Genomic DNA, 13,543 nt, shown 5'->3' with positions numbered 1-13,543 from the left:
CTTGAGTACTGGCTCCACCGAAATGACCGATTAGCATGGCTTGACTTCCTTGCTAATCAGGTCTATTTTTATATATACCCAAGTGAAATCAAGATGCAGGATTTAGCGCCTGGAAATTATCGTTTAAGCGAGATACCAGAGAACTTGCCATTTGTGGTAGCTTCACCTCAAAGAAGTTTAAGATATCGTTCTTAAAACTCTGTTTAGATGGGTAATATCTATTGTTTCGTGTTTGCTCATTCATCACCTTCCACAATCGCTCTATCGGGTTTAGATTCGGGCTATACGGCGGAAGGTAATGAAGCTGGATATTCAACGTAAGCGCGGCGTCTTGCACAAGCTGTGAACGGTGATAGCCTGCACCCTCGAGGATCACATGTGCCGTTGTCGTGATGGGATAATGCGCGCGAATGGCAGACAGGAAGTGAACCACATTTTCGCTGTTAATCGTCTCATCATCACGGATTATGGGGTTAGCCACATTCTGGACGTTCAAGGCTCCCATGATATTCAACCGCGTTCTGCTCCCGGTGGTCTCTATCGTTTTATCCTGGCCTTTTCGTATCCAGCCGTAGCTTATTTTGGTGGCTTGTGTCGGATGAACGGCATCAATAAACAGTATGGGGTCATTACCCGCGGCGTCTTTCAATTCGCTGTAGGTCTTTATAAATTGCTGCTGTTTCTCAACGGCAAATTTATGCGGAACACCTTTCGGCTTTTTATAGCTAAAGCCATGCTGCTTCAACCCTTTATACAGACCTGATACGGTAAAGGTGATGTTCCAGCGTCCAGCGATATACGCCACAATTTGGTGATTGTGGTGGTAGAGCGGCTGGGTGAGATGTTCAACCAGCGACGTGGTCTGTTCCGCATTGAGATAGCCATCGGAGCCGCCATTTTCAGGCTTGAGCTTGTTGAGTTTATGATAGTCTGTAAGGTGGCGCCGCACCGTGGTTTCATTAATGAGCTGTGAGTGAGCAATCATAGGGGGAGTCCAGCCGTCTGCGGACAACAAAACACACCGGATCCTGTCACAGACACGGCGGTCATGGCTTTGACGATGTTGGGCTTCGAGGGTAATTTTCTGGTCAGCAGTCAGCTCTATTTTCATGGCTATGAGCATGATCCTTATCGACTTCAAAATCAAGCATCTTCATTGATCACGGGTATATGCTGCATATTATCATCAAGACGATCACCGAATAACATTGATGGAGATCACTCAATAACCCCCTATGTCAGCATAGTTGTCGCCTGTTAATATTAAGGAGAACACCATGCCCGCAAACCCCGTGCCTATCAATATCAAGCAACAAGGGTTGCTCTGGTTTCAACCTCCGTATAATTGGTCTGACCGGCAAATAGCTAAAAAGCTAGACGTGAGCCCTTCCGTTGTTTCAAGATGGAGAAACGAGTTAATGAATGATGGCCTGTTATGTGAAGATGAGTGGTTTTTAAAGAATAACGAAGGTTGGTCCCCCGAGCAGCGCTTTGCGGTGGTCCTCGAAAGCGTAGTGATGTCTGAAATTGAGCTGGCGGAATACTGTCGGCATAAAGGATTGTTTGTTGAACAGGTTAAGGAATGGCGAACGATTTCGACCCAGGCACATGAGCTGAAAGCCCTAAATAATCATAAAGTTGATAAGGTCGTCAAAGAATACAGACAAAAGGTCCGTGAACTTGAAAAAGAACTCGCCAGAAAAGAAAAGGCGCTTGCGGAAACCGCAGCCCTACTGGTAAACAGCGAGGACGCCTGATCCCTCTCCCGGAGCGGCATAAAATAATTGATATGCTCAGAGATGCGATGCAACAAGGGGCTCGTAAGGCGCCGGCATGCTAGGCCCTTGGGATTTCAGTCAGAACACTGCAACGCTGGAACAACAACCGTCACAACTCCCCCCTGGCCGACAAACGGTCAAAGGCAGTTCGCAATGCCCCCAGTAACAAATTGTCTGATGCTGAACGACGGCGGATCATAGAAATCTGTAATTCGCCAGAGTTTGCGAGTTTCCTTCCGAATGTAATCGTCCCGACGCTTGCTGACAGGGGAATTTATATCGCATCTGAGTCTACGTTTTATCGGGTGCTCAAAGCTAACAAATTGTTCACTCCTAGATGTCGAGAGAGAAGTTATAAGCGCCCATGCGCACAAAAAACGACAGCACCGAATCAAGTATGGTCCTGGGATATCAGTTATTTACCAACACCTATAAAAGGCCGGCATCTTTACCTCTACATGATGATGGACATTTTCAGTCGGAAAATTGTGGGGGCAGATGTTTTTGAACAAGAATCCGGCGAACAGGCTGCAGAGCTACTGCAACGATGCATCTGGAGAGAAAAATGCGCTGACAAAAAAATTATTCTTCACTCAGCTAATGGTAGTCCCATGCGCAGTTATACCCTGTTGGCGAAAATGTGCGATCTGGGGGTAATTAGTTCATATTCCCGCCCGCGAGTCAGTAATGATAACCCTTATTCTGAATCATTGTTTCGAACGGTGAAATATTGCCCCCAGTGGCCGGCCGAGGGTTTTACCTTGCTCAATGATGCCAGAACCTGGGTAACCCAGTTCGTGGACTGGTACAACCTTGAGCATAAACACAGTGGTATCAAATAGGTTACTCCAGATGAGCGTCATAGGGGAGCAGACAGAGAAATATCAGCCAAACGGAAAGCCGTCTATGGATTAGCTCGAGCTAAAAAACCCGAACGTTGGAGCAAAGGCTGTCGTAACTGGAATTTTATTCATGAAGTGATGCTGTATCCGGAAGCAAATGCTGCATAAAATTAGAAATAAGGCGACAACTAGCTTGAAAAACAGCGAAGAATGTGTACGGAATATCGCGCTCTCGCTCACTCTCTCATTGCTAAAAAATCGATAAGCTCCTTTGGCCTGTGACCAGGAGCCATGACAGCTTGGATAAATTGAACCTGACGCTTTTGATGATAATAAGCCCGCTGTTTCAAAAAAACGCTCTTTAAGGCGTTTATCTCCGAAATCAATTTGATGAAATTCTTCCCGGATCCACTCATTCCCATTACCCGTTACTGTTTTCATGTGCCTGTTTCCTGATTTACCTTGCTCTTCTTTACTATTGACTCTACCAATAATCCAATTCCACCTGAATCATTTTTCATTCAACGTTGTGGGTAAAAGTGAGACCTCAATCCTATCGAACACAAATGGGCTCAAGCCAAAGCACTTCGTAGAAAGCAACAATGTCACATTGACTCTCTGTTTTCTTATGACTTTATTTAAATCAATTTATAAGGCCCCTGCTATATCTATTGAACTGGAGGCTTCAGGATCGACGGTTTCTGAAGTAGAGGGATTTGGTATAATAATACTGGATAATATCTGTTTTTCATATTTACACCACGCAAAATACCAAACTCATTTCAGAAAAAACCTTGCTAACTGTGCCATATGATTATTTTGACTCACTGCGATGACCATTTTTTAGTAGATAAAACAAATTATTTTTATATGTTTCGTATCTATAAAATAGAGTATAGAATGATATTTTCTACTGCAAAACATCGTAATTTGTTACTTAAACATTTTTTTAGTTGAAAATTTTGCTTAATTCATTTGATTTCTAATACAGATGCTCAGGTTATTTTAATAATATTTACAATGCAAAAAATTCAAGCTTATCTTAAAAACTATTCTGTTATTAATATGGTAGAAAAAATAAATAAGAAATAATGAAATCGTTTTACGGTAATATTTTTATTCCAATTTATTGATGTTTCCATCAGAGTTTTTTACAGTTATGGAAACAGTGGATAGCATTTTATTCAGCCATGAATACCTCAACCATCTTTGATAAATTCAGTCAGACATTTATTATCTGCATTACAAAAAATGGGTAATAGGACGGTGTTGAAATGGTATTTATTTGGTACCGATTCATTTAGCGCAACATGTTTAATAAACCGATAATAGATTACATATCAATGGTATTAATACGACACAAGAATATTTTAGATCTGTCTAAAACGTTATAACTGATTGATATTACTGGTGGGTCGTGCAGGATTCGAACCTGCGACCAATTGATTAAAAGTCAACTGCTCTACCAACTGAGCTAACGACCCGCTGCTGCTTCATATCGACAGGAACAAACTAATCATCCTGCGCGCCACTCTTGACTAGGGCGATGCATGTTACCAATTTATCTTGGTAGTGCAACTTAAATTTCCTGAAAAGCTTTAATTTTTTGCTATTTATTTAATTATGCGCAAAATAACACCCATTTAATTTGTTTTTCAGTTTATAGGCTGCCATCAAAGCAAGTTCATAGCCTAGTACAGTAGCAGTTTTTGATAATACAAAGAGGCTAAAAAGAAGCCAATTTCTTCTGTGCTTCTGCGGCTGCCTGGCTATTAGGGTACTTTTTAATCACTTGCTGATAAACCGCCTTCGCTTTGTCGGTTTGTTTTTTATCCTGCATAATCATACCCACCTTAAGCATCGCATCTGCACTTTTTGCTGATTGTGGGTAATTCTTAACCACGAATGCATAATAGGAAGCAGCGATATCTTTTTCGCCTTTATTATTATAGTACAACTGCCCCAACCAATAATTGACGTTAGGTAGATAAACTGATTCTGGATATTGAGTCAAAAAATTTTCAAATGCTACAATAGCTTGATCATATTGTTGTTTTTCCCGGGAAGAAGTGGCTTGTTTGTAAGCATTCTCGTCATCATTCACAGGTATCTTTGTATTGCTGGCAGCCTCCGGAACCACAGTACTCTTAGCACTGGTATCAGGTTCTGTATTACCCGGTATTTCTTGCCCTATTAGACTTTCTGCCCGTTGAGCCATCTTTGGCTGCCCAACGATCTGGTTGAGTTGATACTGGTTATTCTGGATTTGACCCCGCAAACTTTCAATATCGCGTTGCGAATCTGACAGTTGCTGTTGTAATTGGGTTAATAATTGGCTGTGCGCATTAACAATACGTTCCAGCTGAGTGACATGATCTTCTAACGATCCCGAGCCAACACCACTGATCGACGCTTCGGCTGTAGCGGCCGATGGAACCGCTACGCCAAAAAGTAACGACAAACTTAGCAAATAGCATCTGCAGTTACTGTTCATCTGATTCTCTTAGTAAACCAAAACTGCGCGACGGTTTTTCGCGTATGCCTGTTCATTATGCCCCAATTCCGCTGGTTTGGCTTTACCATAAGAGACGATAGAGATTCGATCCGCAGATACACCTTTACCTTGCAGGTACATTCCAACAGCATTCGCACGACGTTCACCCAAAGCAATGTTATATTCCGGCGTACCACGTTCGTCCGCATAGCCTTCAACAGTTACCTTGAACTTCGGATTATCCCGCAGGAAATTGGCATGTTTGTTCAGCATATCCATGAAGCCAGCATTAACATCATATTTATCAAGACCAAAATAAACTGTCTTATTTGCTTGCAGTTCTTGCATTTGCAAACGTGCCTGCTCTCCAGAGGACAAACTGCTAATATTTTCGCTACTCATGCCGGAGTCAGAACCCATAGCCGATTGATCATTATCAACCTTTTTATTAGAACTACAAGCGGCCACAGCCAGAACAGGTAATACCAACATCAACCCTTTTAGCATTTTGTTCAGTTGCATTTTTTGGATCCTTTAATTTTATAGTTTGCCATAGATTATATGTGCATCACAGATACGGCGACCAGGCAGGAAATTTGACTTGTCCATCGGTTGCCGGAAGACTCGCTTTGAAACGTCCATCAGTCGATACCAGTTGTAACACTGAGCCTAGCTCCTTGGTCGAACTATAGATTACCATGGTACCGTTAGGCGCGATACTGGGCGTTTCATCCAGAAAGGTATCCGTTAATACTTGAACGGCTCCCGTTGCCAGATCCTGTTTGACGATGTGCTGAGATCCACTCTTGCTACCCACCATGATCAAAGATTTACCATCAGGGCTAACATCCACATCCTGATTTTGCGATCCTTCCCAGGTAATTCGCTCCGGCACACCGCCGTTAATGTCTATTTTATACACTTGCGGACGTCCACCTTGGTCTGAAGTGTAGGCGAGATGTTGGCTATCTTGGAACCAGCTTGGTTCAGTATTGTTACTACGACTATCAGTAATCTGACTGATGCTACCAGAAGCAAGATTCATCAGGTAAATATTGAGACTACCACTTTTAGACAAAGCAAAAGCTAATTTAGACCCATCTGGAGAAAATGCAGGCGCACCGTTGTGGCGTGGAAATGAAGCAATCGGTTTGATGTTACGATCAGCGAGCGTCTGCATAACCAGAGCAGATTTACCACTTTCAAAAGTAACGTAAGCGATTTTGCTGCCATCCGCCGACCAAGCGGGTGACATCAGAGGTTGAGGAGAACGATGAACAGTGACTTGATTGTAACCATCGTAATCTGAAACACGTAATTCATAGGGAAACTGACTGCCATTACTGGTCTCTACAATATAGGCAATGCGAGTACGAAAGGCACCTTTAATACCTGTTAATTTTTCAAATACCTCGTCACTGGCAGTATGAGCCGCATAACGTAGCCATTGTTTAGTAACTGTGTACTGATTTTGCGCTAAAACGCTACCAGCCATGCCCGAAGTATCGAGCAGTTGATAAGAAACCACATAGCTACCATCAGCACTCGGCTGGATCTGACCGATCACTACGGCATCAATCCCCAGTGTGGTCCAGGCTGTGGGGGTGACTTCAACCGAGCTGCCCGGCTGCTGCGGCATACGTGATACATCGATGGGGTTAAATTTGCCACTGTTGCGCAAATCGGCGCTTACTATCGAGGCAATTTCTTCAGGTGCGATGCCTGGCCCGAGCCATTTAAATGGAATGACCGCGATGGGCCGAGCTGAGTCAACACCCTGGGTGATTTCAATACGCACCTCTGCGTGCAAGATAGTCGCCCACAATATTAAAAATCCTAGTGCTACTCGAGATACTCGCTTCATTTTATCTCCCTTTCTAAGAAAACTTATTTCGCAATAATTTAAAGCGGTTGACCAACTTCCTGCAACACTTCAACGTGTGTACTTAAAGCGTAGAGAAATAACGTAACACAAAGACAACCTGACTAAAATTTCACGGGTGTTTATCAAACCTTATTACGGCTTAAATACAAGCGCAGCATTCTTAAACACCTGGTAAACATCATCATTCGGTGGTTTAGGTATTTTAGCCTGTTTCGCAGCTGCTATCGCTGCCTGACATAAGGCAGGATCCCCCCCTTCAGCCGTTACACCCATCAATATACCTTCCGGAGACAATTGAATTCTCAGATCACATTTACGCCCCCGATAAAGATTTGCATCGTAAAATCTGCTTTGAATGGCGGCAGTGATTTGCCCTAAATAGCCATTAATTTCAGATCCCGATGCGCCACTCTTTCTACCTCCACCTTGACCTGCCGCTGCTGCACTACCTTGGGGTACATTTTTTTCTGCTGCCAAGCCTCCCAATAGATCATCCACTTCTGTTGTCCTTGCGGCCTCAGCAGCAGCAGCTTTTTTTTTGGCCTCGGCTGCAGCGGCAACTTTCTTGGCCTCAGCCGCTGCTTTTTGTTTTGCCTCATTTTCTGCTTTTTTCGCCTCAGCCTGTTTTTTTGCCGCAGCAGCGGCTGCTTTTTTCGCTTCTGCCACCGCTTTTTCTCTGGCCTCCGCCGCCGCTTTCAGCATTTTATCGGCTTCTGCTTTTGCCTGAGCAGCCTCGGCCTCCGCCCGTCTTTGTTCTGTTTGCGCTTTTTCTATCGCCGCCGCGGCTTTTTCCTGTTGTTCTGCAAACTGTTTTTGCTGTTCTTCAGCCGCTTGTTTCGCATTTTCTTGCGCCTGTAGACGTTCTTTTTCTAGATCTTTCAAACGTTGCCGTTCTGCTGCCTGTTTTTGCTGTAGCTCTTCAGCCTGTTTCTCAGCTCTTTTTTTATATTGTTGTTGTGCACGTTTAGCTTCAGTCTGTTGCTGCTCTTGACGCTGATATTGCTGTGCAACGGCGCCAGGGTCAACCATCACCGCGTCGATAACAGTACCACTTGCACCAGAGCCACCAATATCAGCATTCTGCGTCGAGGATCCCCAAATTAATAAGGCAATCAATACCAGGTGCAGAATGACCGAAACAATCACAGCCAGCTTCAACTTATGGTTTTGTTCGGTTCCTTTTGTCACATTCGATTTCCAGAAACAAGATTTTAATAATAGACTTTTTGCAAAACTGTAGCGAATGCTGCAAATTCAAGGTGCCTTGCGCGCAGTAACTGCACGGTACATACGAGTACATGAGGATTGCGAGCACCACGTAACGCAGAACTTGCAGCACGGTAGTAGGTTTTGCAAAAAGTCTACGAAGTTATATCGGTTGCGTCATCAAGCCCACAGAAGTAACGCCAGCCTGCTGAAGCATATTCAATGCTTTAATAATCTCATCATAAGGTACTTCTTTTGCACCACCAATTAAAAACACAGTTTTCGGATCAGCCTGCAAACGCGCCTGTGCTTCGGCAACCACTTGCTGTTCTGGTAGTTGTTCCATACGTTGATGATCGACAACTAGGGTATATTGACCCACCCCAGAGACTTCAACAATGATTGGTGGATCACCCTTGCTAGACACTGTTTTTGAATCTGTCGCATTAGGTAGATCAACTTCAACACTTTGCGTAATAATGGGCGCTGTCGCCATAAAAATCAGCAATAGCACCAGTAACACATCGAGTAAGGGAACAATATTAATTTCAGATTTAAGCTCGCGACTTTTACGGTTTGATGCTCGTCTCATGTGCCCCCGCCCCTCACTTATTAGAACCTGTTAAAAATCTATTGCGTAGCACGTGCAAAAGCTTGGCGATGCAGAATAGCGGTGAATTCTTCCATAAAATTATCGTAGTTCTGCTCAATTTTATTCATGCGTTGGTTAAGCCTGTTGTAGGCCATGACCGCAGGAATCGCCGCAAATAAGCCAATAGCCGTTGCAATCAAAGCCTCGGCAATACCAGGTGCAACCATCTGTAACGTTGCCTGCTTCGCGGCACCTAAAGCAATAAAAGCATGCATGATACCCCACACCGTACCAAACAGACCGATATACGGGCTGATAGAACCAACAGTACCAAGGAACGGAATATGGGTTTCCAAAGATTCTAATTCACGGTTCATCGCGATACGCATCGCCCGTGATGCACCGTTAACAACCGCTTCAGGCACCTGACTATTAGCACGATGTAAACGAGCGAACTCTTTAAAACCAGAATGGAAAATTTGTTCTGAACCGCTGATGCTATCATGGCGCGCCTGACTTTCCTGATACAGGATAGATAGCTCGCCACCCGACCAGAACTTATCTTCAAAAGCTTCAGCATCACGGCCGGCGGCATTCAGAAGACGCGTCTTCTGAATAATGATCGCCCATGAAACGATAGAAAATATAATTAATACCAGCATGATAAACTGCACCAAAAGGCTTGATTTCAAGAATAAATCTAAAATACTCATGTCAGTCACTGCGTAAACTCCGCGATAATAAACTTAAGAAGTCAAAAACCAACCACAACACGATACTCAAGAGTTTCAAACTCGGGAATGAATTGTCCAACGAGGAAGAAAATAATTATAGGTTGGCCTCATCGTTGTCATTCTTAGCTGCATTTTTACGCGTCTTGCTAATTTCACTCTGCTCCAGTGCCAAAGCAGAAATAATACCGAAACAACAGGCCAAAAGCGTGCCAAATATCCAGGCAAGATACCACATGATCTGTGCTCCTTAATACAACGAATGCGGATTTTTATCGATAAAATCTTTATCAATACGACCAAACATTTTGTAATAACACCAACTCGTGTAAATAAGAATAACAGGGATGAAGACTAACGCCACCCAGGTCATCACTTTCAGGGTTAGTAAGCTCGATGTTGCATCCCACAGTGTCAAACTGACGTTAGGATCAGTGCTTGATGGCATAATAAACGGAAACATAGCGACACCCGCCGTCAGAATAATACAAACAAGGGTCAACGAAGATGACACAAACGCCCAAGCGCTTTGCGTAAAGCGTGACAGTAATAGAGTAAACAGTGGCAAGATCACACCCAACTCAGGCAACGCCCATAGAATAGGGTACTTATTGAAATTCAGCAACCAGGCACCCGCCTGATGCGCGACTTCTTTGCGCAATGGGTTAGATTCTGCTGTCGTATCCAGTGCCGAAGTAATGACAAAACCATCAATACCTTTCATCAACCAAATTCCCGCTAATAAGAAAGCGGTAGCCGTTAGCAACGCTGAAATCTGTGCAGTGCTACGGGAGCGTAAATGTAATTCACCTCGAGTACGTATTTGCAAGTAAGTGGCTCCCTGTGTCACTAACATGGCTAAACTCACCCCCCCGGCAAGTAAACCAAAAGGATTGAGTAGCTGGAAAAAATTGCCACTATAGAATAAACGCAAATAACTATCGATGTGAAAAGGCACCCCTTGCAGCAAGTTACCAAAAATTACACCAAATGCCACGGCTGGTACGAAACTACCGACAACAATGCCCCAATCCCACAGGTTACGCCAACGAGGATCATCCAGTTTGGCACGGTAGTCGAAACCAACCGGGCGGAAAAACAGCGCGGCCAATACCAACATCATCGCAACATAAAAACCCGAAAATGCGGCGGCATATACCATTGGCCAGGCAGCAAATAACGCGCCACCAGCGGTCACTAACCAAACCTGGTTGCCTTCCCAGTGCGGAGCGATAGAATTAATCATAATGCGGCGATCGATATCACTTTTACCTATGATGCGCAGTAAAATCCCTATGCCGATATCGAAGCCATCAGTGACTGCAAAACCTATCAACAGTAAGCCAATCAGCAGCCACCAGGTAAAACGTAGTTCTTCATAACCAAACATAAGTGAGTCTCTCTTACTAGGCTTGTTGTACCCTATGAATCGCCTGTTCAAAATGATAGCGACCTGTTCTTAGGCTACTTGGCCCAATGCGGGTGAATTTGAACATCAGATACATTTCTACGATCAGGAACAAGGTATAAAGCCCACAAATTAGTATCATAGAAAATAGGATCTCACCGGCGCTCACTGACGAATTTGCCATCGCTGTTGGCAGAACCTCACCTATCGCCCAAGGCTGACGGCCATACTCAGAGACAAACCAACCCGCTTCTACCGCGATCCAAGGCAATGGCAGGGCGTAAAGTGCCATCCGATGTAACCATTTTTTCTCACCTATCTGGCTACGTACAACAGTATAAAAAGAACAGGCCATGATCAATAACATCAACAAGCCACAAACGACCATAATACGGAACGCAAAATAGAGGGGCAACACAGATGGAATAGAATTTTTTGTCGCTAGCTGAATTTGTTCTTCGGTCGCCTCAATAATATCTGGTGCATATTGTTTCAGCAATAAGCCATAGCCTAAGTCTTGTTTGCTTTTATCAAATGCTGCACGTACTGCAGGATCAGTATTGCCCGAGCGCAGTTGTTCGAGTAACTGATAGGCCTGGATACCGTTGCGGATACGTCTTTCATGTTGAGACATCAATTCGCGTAGTCCCAATACTGGAGTGTCTATTGATCGTGTAGCGATCAAGCCAAGTACGTAAGGGACTCGAATGGCAAAAGCGTTCTCCATTTTTTCCTGGTTTGGAATAGCAAATAAGGTGAATGACGCAGGGGGAGGCTGAGTTTCCCACTCCGCTTCGATGGCTGCCAATTTCGTTTTTTGCACATCACCCATTTCATAACCGGATTCATCACCCAGTACAATGACCGACAACACAGCCGCTAAACCAAAACTGGCCGCGATAGCAAATGAACGCTTAGCAAACGGGATATCACGACCTTTCAACAAATAATACGAACTGATCGCCAGTACGAACATGGCACCCGTTACATAACCTGCGGCAACGGTATGGACAAATTTCACCTGAGCGACGGGATTAAACACCAGTTCAGAAAAACTGACCATTTCCATTCGCATGGTTTCGAAATTAAAATCAGAAGCGATCGGATTTTGCATCCATCCATTAGCAATCAGGATCCAAAGCGCAGAAAAATTAGAGCCTAACGCTACCAACCAGGTTGCTCCTAGGTGCTGATATTTGCTTAATCGATCCCAACCAAATAAAAACAGACCGACGAAAGTGGATTCAAGGAAAAATGCCATTAAACCTTCAATCGCTAAGGGTGCACCAAAAATATCGCCAACATAATGGGAAAAATATGACCAATTAGTACCAAACTGGAATTCCATAGTCAAACCCGTGGCTACTCCCAGAGCAAAGTTAATCGCAAATAATTTACCCCAAAACTTGGTCATATCCTTATAGATCTGTTTACCGGACAAGACATAAACTGTTTCCATTATTGCCAGTAAAAATGCGAGTCCAAGCGTTAATGGAATAAAAAGGAAGTGATACATTGCTGTTAAAGCAAACTGTAACCGGGAAAGCTCTACAATATCAAACATCTTGATTCCTCGTTCCTCACGAAAATATCGACTTTGCAGTAGTTTTATTCTCGCTTGGGTAGCACTCTTATGACCAGTAGCAACAAATACTCAGACATATAGCGGCCTAATATTTTAATAACATAATAATACCCTCGTAATCATAGAGAATAAATGGGCTTTTACCACATGTATTTATTTACATATAGAGGATTAAAATGTGCTTCCACTATTAAAATTTCATTATTGACACCTTTGATAGAAAAATAATGTTGTCCTTGTATGAATAACATCGGTCAAAAAAGTCACTTATTGGATAATATTCCATCAATGATTGAAATTCATATTGCAAATAATAAGCTTTAATCAACCGCAGTGAGAGGGCATGATAAAAATCTGACTTCCAGATTGTGGAAGAAGAGAAAATAAAAACTTTTTTTATTTTGAGGATAAATATGAATGAGGATAAATATGAATATATATCATATCGTTATAGCATGTATCATGTTGGTCAGCGCCCCACTTATGGCTTCGGAAGAAAGTGAGTTTCTTAATCCTTGTACCTTTCCTATATCTGATGTAGAAGCCCCTGATTATACACTAAGAAATATCGCAACCAACTACGTTATTCAGGATGCTCAAGTCAAGATAAAATATGATCTGGAAGTGGGAGAACCACGTCCATTTTTGCTGATAATGACGCATTTATGTGATAACAATAACCAGGACTTAGCCCGTAATATAACCACTAACTTCAATTTACGCTGGAAGGAGGGTGTAGATGATGAGGACGAGAAGTTCTTAAAAAATAAGGAGATTAAGTTACGAGTTCAAGATCCTGCTCCTAGCGATTATAAACTGGTTGTCAGAGTGTTGAGTACCACACGTCAAGAGAGATTAGAGAATTTTCCAGTCACTTTCTCCCATGAAACTGATGTCACAACAACTGATACCACCCCCCACTGATATTAAGTAAAATTAAAACCATAGAATAACCTTAGTTTAGAGATCTCGTCATGTTGAACGTAGTCCAACCACAGCCACCAGCGTCAACCTGGTGGCTT

At 43.3% G+C, this 13,543-nt stretch carries 11 protein-coding genes, 1 tRNA gene and 3 pseudogenes; 2 read left to right on the top strand and 13 right to left on the bottom strand.

All coding sequences use genetic code 11. The features are described from left to right. Positions 1–88: 88 nt before the first annotated feature. The gene (locus tag AAHH42_RS12605; protein WP_342222006.1) at positions 89–1,111 is read right to left on the bottom strand and encodes an IS630 family transposase; all 1,023 of its coding nucleotides are present in this window, start codon (positions 1,109–1,111) and stop codon (positions 89–91) included. Positions 1,112–1,277: 166 nt separating this feature from the next. On the opposite strand from AAHH42_RS12605, the pseudogene AAHH42_RS12600 reads away from it, so the two are divergent. Continuing rightward, positions 1,278–2,788: pseudogene (locus AAHH42_RS12600) on the top strand (IS3 family transposase). On the opposite strand, the gene AAHH42_RS12595 reads toward AAHH42_RS12600, so the two are convergent. The 12 genes and pseudogenes from AAHH42_RS12595 to cydA form a co-directional block, all read right to left on the bottom strand. Further along, a complete protein-coding gene (locus AAHH42_RS12595; RefSeq protein ID WP_072550258.1) occupies positions 2,690–3,061 on the bottom strand; it encodes an IS4/Tn5 family transposase DNA-binding protein in 372 nt (123 codons plus the stop codon). The pseudogene AAHH42_RS12600 and the gene AAHH42_RS12595 overlap by 99 nt on opposite strands. A 967-nt stretch (positions 3,062–4,028) precedes the next feature. Further along, a tRNA-Lys gene (locus tag AAHH42_RS12590) sits at positions 4,029–4,104 on the bottom strand. A 242-nt stretch (positions 4,105–4,346) separates the two neighbouring features. Further along, positions 4,347–4,688, bottom strand: a pseudogene (gene ybgF / locus AAHH42_RS14940) (tol-pal system protein YbgF); the annotation flags it as partial. A 161-nt stretch (positions 4,689–4,849) separates the two neighbouring features. Further along, positions 4,850–5,114 (bottom strand): annotated as a pseudogene (locus AAHH42_RS14935) (YbgF trimerization domain-containing protein); the annotation flags it as partial. 9 nt (positions 5,115–5,123) lie between these two features. Beyond that, positions 5,124–5,636 carry a peptidoglycan-associated lipoprotein Pal gene (gene pal / locus AAHH42_RS12580; protein WP_072550260.1) on the bottom strand — a complete coding sequence of 171 codons (513 nt, stop codon included), beginning with the start codon at positions 5,634–5,636 and terminating at the stop codon, positions 5,124–5,126. Positions 5,637–5,682: 46 nt separating this feature from the next. Then, complete coding sequence (tolB, locus tag AAHH42_RS12575) at positions 5,683–6,978, bottom strand: Tol-Pal system beta propeller repeat protein TolB (protein WP_072550261.1); 1,296 nt, start codon at positions 6,976–6,978, stop codon at positions 5,683–5,685. 153 nt (positions 6,979–7,131) lie between these two features. Next, positions 7,132–8,187: a cell envelope integrity protein TolA gene (gene tolA, locus AAHH42_RS12570; protein ID WP_342221282.1), complete on the bottom strand. Its 1,056-nt coding sequence runs from the start codon at positions 8,185–8,187 to the stop codon at positions 7,132–7,134. A 181-nt stretch (positions 8,188–8,368) separates the two neighbouring features. Further along, the gene (tolR, locus tag AAHH42_RS12565) at positions 8,369–8,797 is read right to left on the bottom strand and encodes a colicin uptake protein TolR (protein WP_342221281.1); all 429 of its coding nucleotides are present in this window, start codon (positions 8,795–8,797) and stop codon (positions 8,369–8,371) included. 38 nt (positions 8,798–8,835) lie between these two features. Beyond that, positions 8,836–9,519, bottom strand: coding sequence for a Tol-Pal system protein TolQ (gene tolQ, locus AAHH42_RS12560; RefSeq protein ID WP_072550264.1), 684 nt, complete (start codon positions 9,517–9,519; stop codon positions 8,836–8,838). 106 nt (positions 9,520–9,625) lie between these two features. Then, positions 9,626–9,766 (bottom strand): cytochrome bd-I oxidase subunit CydX, encoded by a 141-nt coding sequence (gene cydX, locus AAHH42_RS12555; protein WP_072550265.1) that lies wholly within the window; start codon positions 9,764–9,766, stop codon positions 9,626–9,628. 12 nt (positions 9,767–9,778) lie between these two features. Beyond that, positions 9,779–10,918 (bottom strand): cytochrome d ubiquinol oxidase subunit II, encoded by a 1,140-nt coding sequence (cydB, locus tag AAHH42_RS12550; protein WP_072550266.1) that lies wholly within the window; start codon positions 10,916–10,918, stop codon positions 9,779–9,781. A gap of 16 nt (positions 10,919–10,934) precedes the next feature. Further along, positions 10,935–12,500 (bottom strand): cytochrome ubiquinol oxidase subunit I, encoded by a 1,566-nt coding sequence (cydA, locus tag AAHH42_RS12545; protein ID WP_072550267.1) that lies wholly within the window; start codon positions 12,498–12,500, stop codon positions 10,935–10,937. Positions 12,501–12,983: 483 nt separating this feature from the next. Here cydA and AAHH42_RS12540 point away from each other — a divergent pair, with 483 nt between their 5' ends. Then, a complete protein-coding gene (locus AAHH42_RS12540) occupies positions 12,984–13,445 on the top strand; it encodes a hypothetical protein (RefSeq protein ID WP_342221280.1) in 462 nt (153 codons plus the stop codon). Positions 13,446–13,543: the final 98 nt, after the last annotated feature.

This window comes from Candidatus Fukatsuia endosymbiont of Tuberolachnus salignus, from assembly GCF_964030845.1.
GTDB lineage: Bacteria > Pseudomonadota > Gammaproteobacteria > Enterobacterales > Enterobacteriaceae > Fukatsuia > Fukatsuia symbiotica.
The sequence above is the reverse complement of the archived record's forward strand: the minus strand, read 5'-3'. Positions and strand labels throughout refer to the sequence as shown.

What these genes read in the sequence shown, in the direction of transcription:
- AAHH42_RS12605 (WP_342222006.1), bottom strand. Translation starts at nt 1,111, where the DNA reads ATGAAAATAGAGCTGACTGCTGACCAGAAAATTACCCTCGAAGCCCAA.
- AAHH42_RS12595 (WP_072550258.1), bottom strand. Translation starts at nt 3,061, where the DNA reads ATGAAAACAGTAACGGGTAATGGGAATGAGTGGATCCGGGAAGAATTT.
- pal (WP_072550260.1), bottom strand. Translation starts at nt 5,636, where the DNA reads ATGCAACTGAACAAAATGCTAAAAGGGTTGATGTTGGTATTACCTGTT.
- tolB (WP_072550261.1), bottom strand. Translation starts at nt 6,978, where the DNA reads ATGAAGCGAGTATCTCGAGTAGCACTAGGATTTTTAATATTGTGGGCG.
- tolR (WP_342221281.1), bottom strand. Translation starts at nt 8,797, where the DNA reads ATGAGACGAGCATCAAACCGTAAAAGTCGCGAGCTTAAATCTGAAATT.
- cydX (WP_072550265.1), bottom strand. Translation starts at nt 9,766, where the DNA reads ATGTGGTATCTTGCCTGGATATTTGGCACGCTTTTGGCCTGTTGTTTC.
- cydB (WP_072550266.1), bottom strand. Translation starts at nt 10,918, where the DNA reads ATGTTTGGTTATGAAGAACTACGTTTTACCTGGTGGCTGCTGATTGGC.
- cydA (WP_072550267.1), bottom strand. Translation starts at nt 12,500, where the DNA reads ATGTTTGATATTGTAGAGCTTTCCCGGTTACAGTTTGCTTTAACAGCA.
- AAHH42_RS12540 (WP_342221280.1), top strand. Translation starts at nt 12,984, where the DNA reads ATGTTGGTCAGCGCCCCACTTATGGCTTCGGAAGAAAGTGAGTTTCTT.